Annotated in this window: 16 protein-coding genes and 1 pseudogene; 12 read left to right on the top strand and 5 right to left on the bottom strand. The window is 66.5% G+C overall.

The annotated features are described in order from the left end of the window. The first annotated feature begins 38 nt into the window (after nt 1-38). Both ESB00_RS18585 and ESB00_RS18580 read left to right on the top strand, forming a co-directional pair. Nucleotides 39-944, top strand: coding sequence for a LysR family transcriptional regulator (locus tag ESB00_RS18585; protein WP_129049638.1), 906 nt, complete (start codon nt 39-41; stop codon nt 942-944). A 4-nt stretch (nt 945-948) separates the two neighbouring features. Beyond that, nucleotides 949-1,860 (top strand): LysR family transcriptional regulator, encoded by a 912-nt coding sequence (locus tag ESB00_RS18580; protein WP_246026525.1) that lies wholly within the window; start codon nt 949-951, stop codon nt 1,858-1,860. A 58-nt stretch (nt 1,861-1,918) separates the two neighbouring features. Here ESB00_RS18580 and rrtA read toward each other — a convergent pair. The 3 genes and pseudogenes from rrtA to ESB00_RS18565 form a co-directional block, all read right to left on the bottom strand. Further along, nucleotides 1,919-2,464, bottom strand: a pseudogene (gene rrtA, locus ESB00_RS20070) (rhombosortase); the annotation flags it as partial. Further along, entirely contained in the window at nt 2,461-3,348 is an 888-nt protein-coding gene (gene rhlP / locus ESB00_RS18570) for a rhombotarget lipoprotein (RefSeq protein ID WP_129049634.1), read from the bottom strand. The gene rhlP and the pseudogene rrtA, both read right to left, overlap by 4 nt. Nucleotides 3,349-3,507: 159 nt before the next feature. Continuing rightward, nucleotides 3,508-4,062, bottom strand: a complete 555-nt coding sequence (locus ESB00_RS18565; RefSeq protein ID WP_129049632.1) for a hypothetical protein — start codon at nt 4,060-4,062, stop codon at nt 3,508-3,510. On the opposite strand from ESB00_RS18565, the gene ESB00_RS18560 reads away from it, so the two are divergent. Together ESB00_RS18560 and ESB00_RS18555 are read left to right on the top strand one after the other, a co-directional pair. Beyond that, nucleotides 4,061-4,441, top strand: coding sequence for a hypothetical protein (locus ESB00_RS18560; protein WP_129049629.1), 381 nt, complete (start codon nt 4,061-4,063; stop codon nt 4,439-4,441). The two genes, ESB00_RS18565 and ESB00_RS18560, sit on opposite strands and share 2 nt — an antisense overlap. Then, nucleotides 4,438-4,725, top strand: a complete 288-nt coding sequence (locus tag ESB00_RS18555) for a type II toxin-antitoxin system RelE/ParE family toxin (protein ID WP_129049627.1) — start codon at nt 4,438-4,440, stop codon at nt 4,723-4,725. Before ESB00_RS18560 ends, ESB00_RS18555 begins: the two co-directional genes overlap by 4 nt. Before the next feature lie 8 nt (nt 4,726-4,733). Here the strand turns inward: ESB00_RS18555 and ESB00_RS18550 are convergent, their stop codons facing one another. After that, nucleotides 4,734-5,219, bottom strand: coding sequence for a hypothetical protein (locus ESB00_RS18550; RefSeq protein ID WP_129049625.1), 486 nt, complete (start codon nt 5,217-5,219; stop codon nt 4,734-4,736). Between the two features lie 312 nt (nt 5,220-5,531). Further along, nucleotides 5,532-7,994, bottom strand: a complete 2,463-nt coding sequence (locus tag ESB00_RS18545; protein ID WP_129049623.1) for a sodium-translocating pyrophosphatase — start codon at nt 7,992-7,994, stop codon at nt 5,532-5,534. Nucleotides 7,995-8,126: 132 nt separating this feature from the next. Between ESB00_RS18545 and ESB00_RS18540 the strand changes: the two genes are divergently transcribed. The 8 genes from ESB00_RS18540 (at nt 8,127) to ESB00_RS18505 (ending at nt 15,085) form a co-directional block, all read left to right on the top strand. Then, nucleotides 8,127-8,783 carry an ABC transporter ATP-binding protein gene (locus ESB00_RS18540; protein ID WP_129049621.1) on the top strand — a complete coding sequence of 219 codons (657 nt, stop codon included), beginning with the start codon at nt 8,127-8,129 and terminating at the stop codon, nt 8,781-8,783. Nucleotides 8,784-8,868: 85 nt separating this feature from the next. Next, nucleotides 8,869-10,068 (top strand): ABC transporter permease, encoded by a 1,200-nt coding sequence (locus ESB00_RS18535; protein WP_129049619.1) that lies wholly within the window; start codon nt 8,869-8,871, stop codon nt 10,066-10,068. A 223-nt stretch (nt 10,069-10,291) separates the two neighbouring features. Further along, a complete protein-coding gene (locus ESB00_RS18530) occupies nt 10,292-10,978 on the top strand; it encodes a DUF4336 domain-containing protein (protein ID WP_129049617.1) in 687 nt (228 codons plus the stop codon). A 311-nt stretch (nt 10,979-11,289) separates the two neighbouring features. Continuing rightward, nucleotides 11,290-12,000 carry a hypothetical protein gene (locus tag ESB00_RS18525; protein ID WP_129049615.1) on the top strand — a complete coding sequence of 237 codons (711 nt, stop codon included), beginning with the start codon at nt 11,290-11,292 and terminating at the stop codon, nt 11,998-12,000. Between the two features lie 49 nt (nt 12,001-12,049). Beyond that, nucleotides 12,050-12,244, top strand: coding sequence for a hypothetical protein (locus ESB00_RS18520; protein WP_129049614.1), 195 nt, complete (start codon nt 12,050-12,052; stop codon nt 12,242-12,244). Beyond that, nucleotides 12,237-12,500 carry a hypothetical protein gene (locus ESB00_RS18515; protein ID WP_129049612.1) on the top strand — a complete coding sequence of 88 codons (264 nt, stop codon included), beginning with the start codon at nt 12,237-12,239 and terminating at the stop codon, nt 12,498-12,500. The genes ESB00_RS18520 and ESB00_RS18515 overlap by 8 nt, the downstream gene beginning before the upstream one ends. A 45-nt stretch (nt 12,501-12,545) precedes the next feature. Next, on the top strand, nt 12,546-12,902 hold the full coding sequence (locus ESB00_RS18510) for a hypothetical protein (protein ID WP_129049610.1): 357 nt from the start codon (nt 12,546-12,548) through the stop codon (nt 12,900-12,902). A gap of 104 nt (nt 12,903-13,006) precedes the next feature. Continuing rightward, nucleotides 13,007-15,085, top strand: coding sequence for a TonB-dependent receptor (locus ESB00_RS18505; protein ID WP_129049607.1), 2,079 nt, complete (start codon nt 13,007-13,009; stop codon nt 15,083-15,085). The last annotated feature ends 46 nt before the right edge of the window (nt 15,086-15,131 follow it).

Below are 15,131 nucleotides of genomic sequence, written 5' to 3'. Positions count from 1 at the left end.
CCCTGGCCCGGCGGGAACCCTAGTTAGGGTGCGGGCCGATGAACATTCACCACCTCGAGTTGTTCTACTACGTGGCCCTGCATGGTGGGATCAGCGCCGCAGTCCGGCGCATGCCCTACGGCATCCAGCAACCGGCGGTGAGCAGCCAGATCCTGCAGCTGGAAGAGGAGCTCGGCGTGAAGCTGTTTGAGCGGCAGCCCTTCCAGCTCACGACCGCGGGGCAGGAGCTGCGGGAATTTGTGGAGCCGTTCTTCGGCAACATCGCGGCGGTGGCGGCCGAATTGCGCGCGGGAGCGCGGCCGGACCTGCGCATCGGCGGCGCCGAGCTGGTGTTGCGCGACCATGTGCCGGTCGTGATGGCGAACGTGCGGGCGCGCTACCCCGAGGTGCGGCTGAGCCTGCACTCGGGCTACCAGTCGCAGGTCGAGAAATGGCTGCACGAAGGCCAGATCGACCTCGCGATCACGTCGGTCGGCGCGCGGCCGCCGGTGCGGTTGCGACAACTGCGGCTGATCCGCATCCCGCTCGTGCTGCTCGTGCACGAGTCGGCGCCGTGGCGCAGCGCGGAGGAACTGCTGGCCCGCAAAAAAATCCCCGAGCCGCTCGTGGCGCAGCCGGCGGAAACCAGCTTCATGCTGGATTTCCAGCGCGAGCTGAAGCGCCGCCGCATCACGTGGCCGCAGGCGGTCGAGGTGACCTCGGTCGAGCTGGTGATGCGCTATGTGCTGAACGGGGAGGGCTTCGGCATCGTGAACTACGCGGCACTCGCGAGCATGCCGGCGAAGGGCATCCGGGTGCTGCCGCTGGAGGGCTTTGAACCGCTGACCATGGGAGCGCTCTGGCGGGGCGAACTCACGGACTTGCTGCGCACCGTGATCAACGAGGTGCGCGCCTATTCGCACCGGACATTTCCGGACTGGGCCGTGCCCGACCAACTGGACTGAAGCCGTGGCGCTCAACATCCATCACCTCGAGTTGTTCTACTACGTGGCCCGCCACGGCGGCATCAGCGCGGCGGTGCGGCACATGCCCTACGGCATCCAGCAGCCGGCGGTGAGCAGCCAGATCCTGCAGCTGGAGGAGGATCTCGGGGTGAAGCTCTTCGAGCGGCAGCCGTTCCGGCTCACGGCGGCAGGTACGCGCCTGTTCGGATTTGTTGATCCGTTCTTCTCCAACCTGAAGGCAACCGCGTCGCGCCTGCGCCAGCGCGCCGCCCTCCAGCTCCGCCTCGGCGCGCCCGAGAACATCCTGCGGGAGCATCTTCCGGCGGTCCTGCAGCGCGTGAAGCAGGAATACCCCGAACTGCGGCTCGCGCTGCGCTCCGGCCTGCAGCTGCAGCTGGAGGGCTGGGTGCGCGATCGCGAGATCGACCTCGCCGTGCTGCCGCTCGCCCGGCGGCTTACGCGACCGCTGCGCTTCCACCTGATGCTGCGGCTGCCCCTCGTGCTCCTGGTGCCGCGCCGTTCGCGCTACAAGACCGCGGCCGAACTCTGGGCCCGCGGCCAGCCCGCCGAGGCGCTGATCAGCCTCCCGGAGTCCGACGCCATCTGCCAGCTGTTCCAGCAGGGCCTCAAGCGCCACAAGGTGGTCTGGCCAACGGGCATTGAGGCGAGTTCACTCGGCCTGGTGACACAGTATGTCGCCAACGGCGAAGGTGTCGGGGTCAATATCGGCGTGCCGGCCCTCTCCCAGCATCCGCAGGTCCGCGCGCTGCCGCTGGACGACACCTTCAAGCGGATGGAGCTCGTGGCGGTGTGGAACGGCGAGCCGTCCCCGATGGTCCGCGCCGTCGTGGCGGAGATGCAGCGCTACGCGCAGCAGGTCTGGCCCGACTGGGCCAACCCGGAGAAGCTGAAGTAACCTTTCCGGACGCCCCGTCTTCCTTCCACTGCATCCAGGCTTGGTGAAACACGGCGGCCAATGCCCCGGCCGCATGCGCACTCCAGGCTGTGCGCACGGTGGCTGACTCGTAGCGGGCAAAACCCGCGCCGCCGAAGCGGGCTTCGGCGAGAATCTTGGCGGCGACGAGCGCCAGCACACTGATCCACAGCCAGCGGCCGGCGCGGGCGGTGCGGCATTGGTGCAGCGCGAGCAGCACCACGACACTGGTGGCGAGCGCGGACAGGCCGCCATAGGTCTGCAGACCCGGTTCCAGCGTGAGAATGGCGCAACTGACAAGGGGTGTTGCGACCAGCACGTGCCGCCACAGCAGCCCCGGACGCAGTCTTTCAAGCCACATACCGACCGGGAGCAGCACGGCGAGATTCCAGAGCAGGTGCGAGGCGGAGAAATGCACCCAGTGCCCGGACCACAGCCGCCAGACCTCGCCCTCGGCGACGGCGTTGCGGGCGAGCACGAGCTGGCCGTGACGTGCGGTCGCGAAGGCGACCAACACCGCCGGCAGGGCGAAGAGGAGCAAGGGCGCGCGGACAAGTTTTCCGATCTGTAGGGCGGTCGGATTCATGGCCGGTTGCTCCGGCGCAGCTGGCGCACGGCGGCCGTGCCGAGGACGACCAACAGAAGGAGCGCGAAGCCGGCGTCGAGCGAGCCGCCGCCGGTGTAGCCGGGCTTGTGCTCGATCTTCACGGTGTGCGGTTCCTCCTTGGCGCGGACCTTGAAGAGCTCCAGCTCCGCCGCGAGGTTGGTGGTCATTTGTGCGGCCGCCTCGGTGAAGCTCCGGGCCGAATCCTTGCGCAGCTCGGCGCTGTTGCGGATCAGCGTGGCGTGGCCCTTGACCGTGCTCGTGCCGGGAGCGCGGAAGAGCAGGCTGCGGCTGGGGATGTCGTAAACGACGGCCTCCATCAATGTGTGCGTCGCCTGCGCCTGGGCGGGGATGACGTAGGCGCCGACAATCGTCCAGTAGGCGAGGCTGGCCTCGGTGTCGGTCGAGGTCTGGGCCTGGTCGTAGGCGATGAGGGCGATGACATCGATGCCGAGCATGGCGCGGAGCTGGTCGAGGTTTTCGAAACCGCCGCCCGGGCGCAGGTAGGTGGCGGGGATGATCTCGATGGCCTGCACGAAGGGCAGGGCCTTGAACTGCCCGGCGACCTGGCGCATCAGCTCGGTCTTCTGTTGCTCCGTGAAACCGGCCTCGATGGGCGTGAAGCCGCGGCTGCCGGAGGGCACGAAGGCCACGCCCACGCGCAGCGGCAGGCGCAGCGTGGGAATCTCCGGCTGCACGAAGGGCATTTTGTCCGGGTAGAGGAACTGCACGACGCTGCTGGCCTCGTGGTGGCGGCGCTGGCCCCAGAAACCGGCGCAGCCACTGAGGCTGAGCAGGAGCGCGGCGGCGAGGCCGGCGGAGAACAGACGGGAAACGGAACGGCGGAGGGGAGGGACGGAGTTCATGCGACGACTCTACCCGCGCCCGCGCGCACCGCGTGAGTTGATAAACCTGATGCGTGTTATCAGAATAATTTCGGAGGGTCGGCTCCACGTGACTGACAGCCGGGCGCAAAAAAGGCCGCGGCGTGAGCCGCGGCCTGAAATCGCAGGGAGTCTGTCGGCTCAGAACTTCACGCTGACGCCGCCCGAGAGGGCGACATCATCGCCGACATCGGCCTTGATGCCGAGCAGCTTGGCCTCGTCGATCCAGATGTATTTGGCCCCCAGGTGAAGCTTGGCCGCTGTGGAGACCTGATAGCTCAAGCCGACAAAGCCCTGCAGGGCGAGTGAGGTGCTGTGGTCGGAAACGCTGGGCACGCCGCTGCCGGCGAACTTGATGCTCGTGCGGGCCACACCGGCACCAAGGCCAAAATAGTAGCCGAGCTTGTTGGTGGCGATGGACTCGGCCCGGTAGTTGAGGGTGAGAGGCGTGATCTTGGAGGTGGCCGAGATGGGCGCGCCGAGCGGGGCGATGGTCTCGGAGTGGGAGGAGTAACCCAGCTCAAGCTCCACTTGGTGGGAGAGTGAGGCATCGGCCTTGAAGGCGTGGCCGAGGCGGGCGGAAATGAACTCTTCCTTGTCGTCGAGCAGGTAGCCGACGTCGGCACCGACGATGAGAGCCTTGGCGGAGACCGCGAGGCTGGCTGCGAGGAGGGCGAGTGAAACGAACTTCTTCATGTTTGATGTAGGTTGGTTTGGTTTCCCCGGTTGGCCCGACCGGGAACCGGCCAAAAAGCAATCCGACGGCGCCCGGCTCAATGATTTATTTGCCGAAGAAAGTCATAGCGACGCGGGGCCCGCGAAGGACGTTGCTTGCCTTCGAAGGTTGCTCGGATATGCCTTGGTCATGCCCTCTGCCACCGCATCCAAGCCCGTAGCGTCCCGTGGTCACCGGACGTCCGGGCGCAAACTGACAGGTGCGGAAATCCGGAGCCGGTTCGAGCAGGTCGAGCTGGCCACGGTCAGCGCGCTGAGGGCACTGCAAATGGATGTGGAGGGTGACGAGGGCACGCCCTCGGCCACCGTTCTCAAGCGGGCCCGGGCGGGCCTGCGGTGAAGGTCCGTTTCAACCGATTGGCGGAACGCGAGCTGGTCGCGGCAGCGCAATACCTCGAGACCGAGGCTGGTTTGGGAAGGGAATTTCTCGAGGAATATGAGCGCTGGGAGATCCAGCTGCGTCGCTTTCCGCGTTCATTTCCGGAAATTGCCCCGGGTATCCGCTTCGGTTATCTGCGCCGTTTCAAGTATCACATCACCTATACCATCCGGGGCGATACGCTGAGAATCCTCTACGTGCGCTCGGCCCGGCAGGAACCGTTGACGAAATGGTCGCGCACGTGATTCCGCCCTCACCGCTTCTTCGGCGTGAAGACGATGGGGTCGCCGAGGAGTGCGGGGTTGGCGAGGTTTGCGGTGATGAGTTTCCGCACGGCAGCGGCGTCCTTGAGGTCGCCGGAGACCACGCGGGACTGGACGGTGCGCAGCGTGAGCTGCCGGCCGTCGGGCGAAAGCGTCCACGCGCAGTAGGTGAACTTCCCGTAGTCGTCGCCGGCCTGCAGGTTCTGGACGCTGACGAAGGCCGTGCCGGCGAGATCGGAATGGCTGACGCGGTAGAGATCGCCGTCGAAGGCGGCGACATAAGTGGTGGCGTCGAGGCGGCGGACGTGCAGCGGCCGCACCTGCTGGTCGTCGACATCGTAGGACACCCAGTCGCCGAGCAGCCGTGGATCGAGATTTTGCGTGGGCTGGTCCGTGAGCGGGAAGTCGTAGGTGCAGGCGGTGAGGCCGAGCAGCAGGGTAGCGATCAGGCCGAGGGTGGGGAGGCGGAATTTCATGGCGGGGCGGGGGTGAGGGAAAATACCCCGGCGCTGCCCGACGCACAAGCCGGCCGTGTCGTCCAGAAGGCCCGCAAATGACACGAAACGCGGAGAGTTGGTTTGCTGCGAAATGCACCCAACCACGCCTGCGCTCTGCTGGTGCGGACCTCAGGCCAAACGCCCCAAGCTTTTGGACTGTAGGGCGGGGTCTCCGAACCCCGCTCGGGTGCGATCCCTACGGCGCGGGTAAGGCGGGGTTCGGAGACCCCGCCCTACAGCTGGTAGTTCAGCCCGTTCGACTGGCTCAGGGCTGACGGTCCGTTTGGACCGTCAGCTCTTCTGCATCTGGTGCTCGACGACTTCGCCGTCCTTTTCGTTCACCGGGATGCGCATGCTGTAGAAGCTGCGATAGACGAAAACGAGGCCGATGACGAAGATGGCGCCGCCGATGGCGTGCTTGAGCCCCGGCGGCATCTTCACGGCGATCTCGACGGCGAGCAGGCCGAAGAGCGTGGTGAACTTGATGACCGGGTTCAGCGAGACCGACGAGGTGTCCTTGAACGGGTCGCCCACGGTGTCGCCGACGACGGTGGCGGCGTGGAGCGGAGTGTTCTTCATCTTCAGCTCGACCTCGACGATTTTCTTGGCGTTGTCCCACGCGCCGCCGGCGTTGGCCATGAAGATGGCCTGGAAGAGCCCGAAGAACGCCATGCCGATCAGGTAGCCGATGAAGAAGAACGGGTCGAAGAACGCGAGCGAGAGGCTGAAACAGAAGATCACGATGAAGATGTTCACCATGCCGCGCTGCGCGTATTGGGTGCAGATGCGCACGACCTCCTTCGAGGCCTCGGTCGCGGCGGTGGCGGCGTCGAGCTTCATGTTGTCCTTGATGTAAACCACCGCGCGGTAGGCGCCGGTGACGACGGCCTGCGTGCTCGCGCCGGTGAACCAATAGATGACGGCGCCGCCCATGAGCAGGCCCATGATGGCCTCGGGATGGACGAGCGAGAGCTTCTCGATGGTGTCGGGGTAGAGCGCTTTCAGCATCATGATGATGCCGAAGACCATCGTGGTCGCGCCGACGACGGCGGTGCCGATGAGCACGGGCTTGGCGGTGGCCTTGAAGGTGTTGCCCGCGCCGTCGCCCTTCTCGAGCTGGTATTTGGCGTTCTCGAAGTCGGGCTTGAAGCCGAAGTCGCGCTCGATCTCGGCCGCGATGCCGGGCTTGGCCTCGATCTGCGAGAGCTCATAGACGGACTGCGCGTTGTCGGTGACCGGCCCGAAGCTGTCCACCGCGATGGTGACCGGGCCCATGCCGAGGAATCCGAAGGCCACGAGACCGAACGCGAAGATCGGCGCGGCGAAGCGGAACGCCTCCGGCATCATGGCCTGCAGCGCCTCGTTCTGCGAGAAGTGGTAGGCGCCAAACATCAGCGCGAGGATGCAGAGGCCGGTCCAGAACGCCGAGAAGTTGCCCGCGACCAGGCCGCTGAGGATGTTCAGCGAGGCGCCGCCCTGGCGGGACGACGTGACGACCTCCTTCACGTGGCGGCTTTCGGTCGAGGTGAAGACCTTGGTAAACTCCGGGATGAGCGCGCCGGCGAGGGTGCCGAGCGAGATGATGGTCGAGAGGCCCCACCAGAGATCGGGGTGGCAGGCCTCGTGGTTGGCCAGGAGCGCGTAGCTCGCCGCGTAGGTGACGCCGATGGAGACGGCCGAGGTAATCCAGACCAGGTTGGTGAGCGGTTGTTCGAGGTTGAAGTCCTTGGAGCCGCCGTAGAGCAGCTTGCTGTTGGCCTCGTTGATCAGGTAGCTGGCGAGCGAGGTCACGACCATGAGGATGCGCATGGCGAACAGCCAGACGATGAGCACGGCGCAGAGTGCCGGTGTCGAGGCGAGCGCGAGGGCGAGGAAGGCGATGAGCGCCACGCCGGTCACGCCGTAGGTCTCGAAGCCGTCGGCGGTCGGCCCGACGGAGTCGCCGGCGTTGTCACCGGTGCAGTCGGCGATCACGCCGGGGTTGCGCGGGTCGTCCTCGGGCAGGTTGAAGACGATCTTCATGAGGTCGGCGCCGATGTCGGCGATCTTGGTGAAGATGCCGCCGCAGATGCGCAGGGCCGAGGCGCCGAGGGATTCGCCGATGGCGAAGCCGATGAAGCAGGGCCCGGCGAGGTCCATGGGCAGGAAGGCCAGGATGCAGATCATGAAGAACAGCTCGATGGCCACGAGCAGCAGGCCGACGCTCATGCCGGACTTGAGCGGGATGCCGAGCGTGGCGAGCGGGTTGCCGCGCAGGGCGGAGAAGGCGGCGCGGCTGTTGGCCACGGTGTTGATGCGGATGCCGAACCAGGCGACGCCATAGCTGCCGAGGATGCCGAGAATCGACGCGAGCAGGATGGCCACGACCTGGACCAAGGTCATGTGCGAGAGCACGCCGAAGTAATAGACCATGCAGCAGGCGATGAGCACCCAGAGACCGGTCAGGAACTTGCCCTGCTGGAAAAGGTAGGTCTTGCACGTTTCCCAGATGATGTTGGAGACCGCGCCCATCGCGGCGTGCACGGGCAGGTTGCGCGTCTGGATGTATTGCAGCCAGCCGTAGGCGACGCCGAGCGCGCAGACCACGAGACCGGCCAGCATGACCTGCATGCCGTTGAGCGAGCCGCCGAAGAACAGCACGCTGCGGATGTCGGGGATCCTGATGTCGGCTTCGCTGGCGAGGGCGGGGACGGCGGTTGCGGCCAATGCGGCGGCCGTCACGCCCACTTTCTTCCAAGTGTGAGTGTTGAACATAGGGGTAGGGGTATTGGGCGCGAAAGTGTCATAAACACGTTTCGTGGCCAGTTCAAAGTCCTCGCGGGGAGGCGGTAACATTTGACGTTTCGGGCCGCGTGGCTTCGCGTGTGGTTTCTAATAACCGCCGCCATGCCGCTCCTGACCGTGCAGAATCTCTCGAAGGCCTACGGCCCGCACCGCGTGGTGGACGTGCCGGCATTCGCGCTGGAGGCGGGTGCCCAGGTGGCGCTGCGCGGGGAAAGCGGCTCGGGCAAGACGACCTTCCTGCACCTGATCGCCGGGATTCTCGCGCCGGATGCCGGGCGGATCGAACTGGCCGGCCGCGAGGTCGCCGCGCTGGGCGAAGCCGCGCGCGACCGGCTGCGCGCCGAGACCATCGGCTACATTTTCCAGACCTTCAACCTGCTCCAGGGCCACACCGTGCTGGAGAACGTGGAGCTCGGGATGGCGTTCGGGCGCGGCGTGGACCGCGCCCATGCCGAGGCCCTGCTGAAACGCGTCGGCCTGGGCGACAAGCTCGGCCACTACCCGCGCCAGCTCTCGACCGGCCAGCAGCAGCGCGTGGCCGTGGCCCGGGCCCTCGCCAACCGGCCCAAGCTCGTGCTGGCCGACGAACCCACCGGCAACCTCGACACCCGCAACAGTCGCGAGGCGCTCGCGCTCATCCGCGAGGTCTGCCGCGAGAATGGGGCCGCGCTCCTCCTCGTGAGTCACGACGAGGGCGTGTTGGGGCAGTTCGAGCAGGTGCAGGATTTCGCGGCGCTCAACCAAGCTTCGGTCCCATGAATTTCACACCAAGAAGCAAAGCAGCGAAGTTCCAGGCCCTGCTGAAGGAGAATGCTTTGCTCCTTGGCTGCTTGGTGTTCCCCCAATGATTTGGAACCTCATCTACCGCAGCCTCCGCCAGCACGCGCTCTCCACGCTCGTGACGGCCGGCAGCATCGCGCTCGCGGCGGGCCTGCTGCTCACGGTGTGGGTGGTGAAGACGCAGTCGCAGGCCGTGTTCTCCTCCACGACCTCGGGCTTCGACGCCGTGCTCGGCGCGCGCGGCTCCAAGTTGCAGCTCGTGCTCAACGCCATCTTCCACCTCGAGGCCTCGCCGGGCAACCTGCCCGCGGCCGACGTCGCCGCCATCAGCCGTCATCCGGCCATCAAGGCCGCGATCCCGATCGCCGTGGGCGACAATTTCCAGGGCTGGCGCATCGTCGGCACGACGCCGGCTTACTTCGACGTCGAATACCTGCCCGGCCGGAAATACGCGTTCGCGTCCGGAGGCAAACTGTTCGCCGACGGCACGCGTGAGGCGGTGGTCGGCGCCTATGCGGCGAAACAGCTCGGCTGGAAAACCGGCGACACGTTCCAGCCCTACCACGGCCTCGCCTTCGACCCGCAGGCGCAGCACGAGGAGGTTTACACCGTGGTCGGCGTGCTCGCGCCCACCGGCACGCCTGCCGACCGCGTGATCTGGATTCCGCTCGCCGGCGTGCAGACCATGGGCGGACACGATCCGCGCGCGGCCGCCGACGTGAGCGCCGTGCTCATCCAGCTGCGTGCACCGACGGCCGGGCTCATGCTCGACATGATGCTTAACAAGCAGGGCAACAAGATGACCTTTGCCTATCCCATCGGGGCCATCGTGGCCGATCTGTTCAACAAGATCAGCTGGGTGGACAAGGTGCTCACGCTGCTTGCCTGGCTGGTGGCACTCGTCGCCTCCGCCTCGGTGCTCGTGAGCATCTACAACTCCATGAGTGCCCGCCAGCGCGACATCGCCATCCTGCGCGCCCTCGGCGCGCGCCGGCGCACAGTCTTTGGCGCCATCGTCGGTGAGGCGGCCGTCATCGGATTGTTGGGCTCGGTGACCGGACTCGCGGTGTTCGTCGGCTTCGCCGCGGTCGTGACCGGCATCATCCAGGCGCAGACCGGCGTCGTGCTCGAACCGCTGAAGTGGAATCCGGTTTTCTGGTGGGGCCCGCTGACCTTCGTGGGCCTGTGCATGCTCGGCGGCCTCGTGCCCGCCGTGAAAGCCTACCGCGTCCCCGTCGCCGAGACGATCGCACCGGTATCGTAGGCCAGAGGGTCACCACGAAATACACGGAATACACGAAAGGGCGACCGGGCGGAAACGGGAAAGCACATCCGAAGCGTCATTCTGAGCGCAGCGAAGAATCCATCGGCACATCCGGAGCGCACGTCATTCTGGATTCTTCGCTGCGCTCAGAATGACAGAGTAAGGATCTGCGATTTGCCAATCTTCGTGTCTTTCGTGGGTTACGTGGTGAAATCTCCTCGCCATGCCGCTGCTGCAACCGCTCCACGCTGATCTCTGGGTTCACCGCGTGCCCTATTGGGCGATGGGGATGCCGCTGGGCCGGCAACTCGTGGTGGTGCGGCTGCCCGGCGGCGGGTTGTGGATCCACTCGCCGGTGCCGGTGACGCCGGAGCTGCGGGCGGAACTCGCCGCACTGGGCGAGGTGCGGCACGTGGTCGGGCCGAACCTTTGGCACGACGAGTGCCTGCGCGAATTTCAAGCCAACTACCCGTCCGCACTCTTTCACGCGGCGCCCGGTCTCGCCGCGCAGAAGAAGGACGTGCGTTTTGGCGCCGAGTTGTCCGACGCGCCGCACCCGGACTGGGCCGGCGTGCTGGAGCAACACCTCGTGCGCGGCATGCCGAAGGTGAACGAGGTCGTGTTCTTTCACCCGGCCTCGCGCAGCCTCATCATCGCCGACCTCGCGTTCAACCTCGGTCCCGAGGGCCCGTGGTGGTTCGCCCTCATGATGTGCGCCTATGGCGCGTGGAACCGCTTCGGCCCGACGCCGCTCGAAAAGTGGCTGATGAAGGACAAGGCGGCGGTGCGCGCCTCGCTCGACCGCATCCTGCAATGGGATTTCGACCGGATCATCGTCGGCCACGGCCACAACGTGGAGGCGGGTGGCAACCGCGTCTTCCGCGAGGCCTATGCGTTTTTGCAGGGGTGACCACGAAATACACCAAACACACGAAAGGCTTTGGAAAGCTTGTCAGCCTCGCTGGCGTGTCATCATGAGCGCAGCGATCCAAGGTGAGGCCCGCCATCGGTCGTGTCGCTGGATCCTTCGCCCGGCTCAGGATGACGAGAGAAAAGTTCATCGGTCGCCCCCAAGCAGGCTCCGGCTTGGTCCAGGGTCTCAGAATGATGGATCGACTGATGTTTCGTGTATTTGGTGTGTTTCGTGGTGGCCAAAGGATCGGCCGGCCAGAGGGGGCTTGACGACTTTGCTAGGGTGGGTCCGCCTACACCTTCGCATCCATGGATCTCGCCGCCTTCTTCACCTTAGCCGCCACCGGTCTCGCCGTGGCGTTCATCCATGCGGCGATTCCGACCCACTGGCTGCCCTTCGTGGTCGTGGCCAAGGCGCAGGGCTGGTCCCGCGGTCGCGCTCTGCTGATGGTCACGCTCTGCTCCGGCGGGCACATGCTGGTGATGACCGGTCTCGGTGTGGCGCTGGCGTGGTTCGGCCTGCAGATCGACGAGCACTGGGCGGAGTTTTTCCCCTTTTTGGCCGGCGGTGCGCTGATCGCCATGGGGGCGATGATCCTGTTCCGCCACTGGAAGGGCTGGACGCACGGGCACGGTGAATGGATTGAGGGCCACTGCCACCATCCGGGTCACGACCATGACCACGAACCGGTCAAGCCGGTCGCGCGCACCAGCGACTGGGCCGCGGTCGGCGGCCTGTTCACCATGCTGACCTTCTCGCCCTGTGAGGGCCTGCTGCCGGTCTATCTCGCCGGCGTGCAGTTCGGCTGGGGCGGCGTGTCGCTGCTGAGCATCATCCTCGCCGCCGGCACCTGGGCCGCCATGCTGCTGTTCACCTGGCTGACGCTGCTCGGCGTGGAGCGCCTGCGTCTCAAGTGGCTGGAAAAGTGCGAGGCCCCTGTGCTGGGCACGCTGCTCGTGCTCTGCGGCATCGCGTTCATGGTCGCCGAGCATTTTCACTTTCATCCGCACATGCACTGAGGGCCAAGGGGGCCTTGACCCGTGGTCGCATCCGGTTAGCTTTCCGCCCATGAGCGTGCTCGAACTCAAACAGCAGATATCCAAGCTGTCCGCCCGTGAACGGCAGGAAATTCAGCTGTATCTCCTGCGGTTGAAGCGCGAGACGCCGGCTTGGAAAAAGGCTACGGCCAGGAAGGTTCGCGACATTCAGGCCGGCCGCGGCGCCTCGATCGAATCGCTCGAGGCCCGGTTGAGCCGTGGATAAGGTGTCCCGCTACCGGCCGGTATTTGCCGATTCCGCCGTGGCGTTCTTTGTGTCCCTGTCGCGGCGGCGCCAAATTCGCCTGTTGGACCGGGCGCGGGAGCTGGCGGCGGATCCCTTCCTGGTGCCTGACCTGACCAGCACGGATGCCGATGGTCGGATCATATCACACCTGCTGACAGACGGTTTTGTCTTTGATTACTGGGTGGATCACGCTGCGCGGGTCTTGGCCATTACAGACATCACCGATGCCGACTAAACAGTCCGCTTGACGCATCTGTTAACCTGCTTCCTATCCCAGCCCATGTCCCCCCGCTCTGAAAGCCCGCTGACCCGCACCACCGCCCTGGTGGCGGCGCTGGGCGTGCTGTTGCTGGCGGTGTTTGCGGCCAGCCCCGAACTGCATGCCGGGTTGCATGCGATGGCCGATGCCGGGCATGCCGACTGCGATCATGCCGCCCCGGACGCCCCGGTCGGCGACACCGATCACGCCTGCGCCGTGACGCTGTTCGCCCAAGGGGCGATGACGCTGCTGTTTTTCTGCCTGCTGATTCTGGCGCGGCCCACTGTGGCCAGCCTGACCCTGCGCGCGACCGATGTGTTCGTCGTCGCGCAACCCCGCTACCGGCTCGTGCCCTCGCACGCGCCCCCGGCGGCCTGAGTTGAACCGAACCGTTCCGTGCGCGGCGGCGTCCGTCGCGTGCGTTTCCCGTCCCCCGCCTTGGCTGCGCCTGTCCGCGCGCCGGCACTTCAACCCAGTCCGCCATGCATTTCCGTTCCCTTTCCCTTGTTTCAACGCTCGCCTTCGCGACTCTCGCGTCGGCCCAGACCATTCCGCCTGCCGCCGCCAGCGGCGAGAACGGCCATCTCCATCTCGACGACTTGGTCGTCACGGCCAGCCCGCTCGCCCGGGCGGCCGATGAAATCAGCGCGCCGACCAGCGTGCTCGCCGCCGACGCGCTGGCGCGGCGCCAGCAGGGCACGCTCGGCGAGACGCTCGCCGGCCTGCCCGGCGTGGATTCGACCTATTTCGGCCCCGGCGCCAGTCGTCCGGTCATCCGCGGTCTCGGTGGCGACCGCATCCGCGTGCTCACCGGCGGCGTTGGCACGCTCGACGCCTCGGTCGTGAGCCCCGATCACGCCGTGAGTCTCGATCCGTTGCTGATCGAGCGCGTCGAGGTCGTCCGCGGACCGGCCGCGCTGCTCTACGGCGGCGGCGCCATTGGCGGCGTGGTCAATGTCATCGACGGCCGTATCCCCGAGATCCTGCCCGCGGGAGCGATCACGGGGCGTTTCGAGCTGCGCGGCGACACCGCCGCCGACGAACGCACGGGCGCGGCGGTGCTCACCGGCGCGACCGGCAAGTTTGCCTGGCGCCTCGACGGTTTCCGGCGCGAGACCAAGGACATCGACATCCCGGATTTCGCCGAGACGGCGGCCCTGCTGGCGGATCATGACGAAGCAGAGGAAGGTCCGGCCGCTTTCGGGACGCTGCCCAACACCGCCACCGAGACCAGCGGCGGATCCTTCGGCCTGAGCTACATCAACGGCAAGGGGCACCTCGGTTTCAGTTACAGCGGTTTTGATTCCCTCTACGGTGTTCCCGGCCACGAGCATCACCATGAGGAAGAGGAAGCAGCGGCCGCCGAGGCCGAGGAAGAGCACGGCGGCGTGCGCATCGACCTGCGCCAGCGCCGTTGGGATGGGCACGGCGAGTGGCTGGCGCCGGTCGGCATCCTCCGGGCGGCAAAGTTCCAGCTCGGCGTGGCCGACTACGAGCACACCGAGCTCGAGGGCGACGAGATCGGCACACGTTTCACCAACGACGCGCACGAGGGCCGGCTGGAACTGCTCCACGAGAAGATCGGCGACGTCGAAGGCGCGCTCGGCTGGCAGTTCTCGCGCAGCGACTTCGAAGCCGTCGGCGACGAGGCCTTCATGCCCCCGTCCGTGACGCGCAACCAGGCTGTGTTTGTTTACGAGGAACTCGTGCGCGGCGACTGGACCGCGCAGTTCGGCGCCCGCGTCGAACGCCAGAAGATCACGCCCGCCGCCTCCTCCGGCCTCGCGGCACGGAGCCACACGGGCGAGACCTTCACCGCCGGCCTTATCTGGCGCGTCGGCGAGGGCGGCAGCATCGCCTTCTCTGCCTCGGCCAACGAGCGCGCGCCCAACGCCCAGGAACTCTACGCCGACGGTCCGCACGCCGGCACCGGCGCCTACGAGGTGGGCGATCCCACGCTCGGGGTGGAAAAGTCCCGCGGCCTTGACCTCAGCTACCGCGTCCGCCGTGGCCCCGTGACCGGCGAGGTCAGCGTGTTCCTGAACCGTTTCGACGGCTACATCTACGAGGAAGCCACCGGGGCCGAGGAGGACGAGCTGCCCGTCTATGCCTTTGTGCAGCGCGACGCCAAGCTCTACGGGGCGGAGGCCGAGTTGGTCTTCCACCTGCACGAGTCAAAGGAGTCCATCGCCGACTTTCGCCTGCTGGCCGACAGCGTGCGCGCGATGAACACCAGCGACAACACGCCGTTGCCGCGCACCAGCCCGATGCGGGTTGGCGCCGGTTTCGACTGGCAGCGCGGCCCCTGGTCCGCCTCCGCCGAGTGGCGGCACGTGATGAAGCAGGATCGCCTCGCGCCCAACGAGACCGTCTCGCCGTCCTACAACCTCGTGAGTCTCGGCGCCGCCTGGCGCTTCGAGTCCGGTCGGGCGCATGGCGAACTGTTTGTGCAGGGTCGCAACCTGCTCGACGAGACCGCCCGCGTCCACGCCTCCTTCCTTAAGGACATCGCCCCGCTGCCCGGCCGGAACTTCACGGCCGGTTTGCGGTTTTTCTTCTGACCCGACAGCCTCCCCAAGGCTGATCTCCTCGTCCGTTGTCCCCGCC

The organism is Oleiharenicola lentus (genome assembly GCF_004118375.1).
GTDB lineage: Bacteria > Verrucomicrobiota > Verrucomicrobiia > Opitutales > Opitutaceae > Lacunisphaera > Lacunisphaera lenta.
Note: the sequence above shows the minus strand (reverse complement) of the source record. Positions and strands in the feature narration are given on the sequence as shown.

Bases quoted from the DNA above. Each gene is read 5' to 3' on its own strand.
- ESB00_RS18585 (WP_129049638.1), top strand. From the start codon at position 39: ATGAACATTCACCACCTCGAGTTGTTCTACTACGTGGCCCTGCATGGT.
- rhlP (WP_129049634.1), bottom strand. From the start codon at position 3,348: ATGAACTCCGTCCCTCCCCTCCGCCGTTCCGTTTCCCGTCTGTTCTCC.
- ESB00_RS18560 (WP_129049629.1), top strand. From the start codon at position 4,061: ATGTTTGATGTAGGTTGGTTTGGTTTCCCCGGTTGGCCCGACCGGGAA.
- ESB00_RS18565 (WP_129049632.1), bottom strand. From the start codon at position 4,062: ATGAAGAAGTTCGTTTCACTCGCCCTCCTCGCAGCCAGCCTCGCGGTC.
- ESB00_RS18550 (WP_129049625.1), bottom strand. From the start codon at position 5,219: ATGAAATTCCGCCTCCCCACCCTCGGCCTGATCGCTACCCTGCTGCTC.
- ESB00_RS18545 (WP_129049623.1), bottom strand. From the start codon at position 7,994: ATGTTCAACACTCACACTTGGAAGAAAGTGGGCGTGACGGCCGCCGCA.
- ESB00_RS18540 (WP_129049621.1), top strand. From the start codon at position 8,127: ATGCCGCTCCTGACCGTGCAGAATCTCTCGAAGGCCTACGGCCCGCAC.
- ESB00_RS18535 (WP_129049619.1), top strand. From the start codon at position 8,869: ATGATTTGGAACCTCATCTACCGCAGCCTCCGCCAGCACGCGCTCTCC.
- ESB00_RS18530 (WP_129049617.1), top strand. From the start codon at position 10,292: ATGCCGCTGCTGCAACCGCTCCACGCTGATCTCTGGGTTCACCGCGTG.
- ESB00_RS18525 (WP_129049615.1), top strand. From the start codon at position 11,290: ATGGATCTCGCCGCCTTCTTCACCTTAGCCGCCACCGGTCTCGCCGTG.
- ESB00_RS18520 (WP_129049614.1), top strand. From the start codon at position 12,050: ATGAGCGTGCTCGAACTCAAACAGCAGATATCCAAGCTGTCCGCCCGT.
- ESB00_RS18510 (WP_129049610.1), top strand. From the start codon at position 12,546: ATGTCCCCCCGCTCTGAAAGCCCGCTGACCCGCACCACCGCCCTGGTG.
- ESB00_RS18505 (WP_129049607.1), top strand. From the start codon at position 13,007: ATGCATTTCCGTTCCCTTTCCCTTGTTTCAACGCTCGCCTTCGCGACT.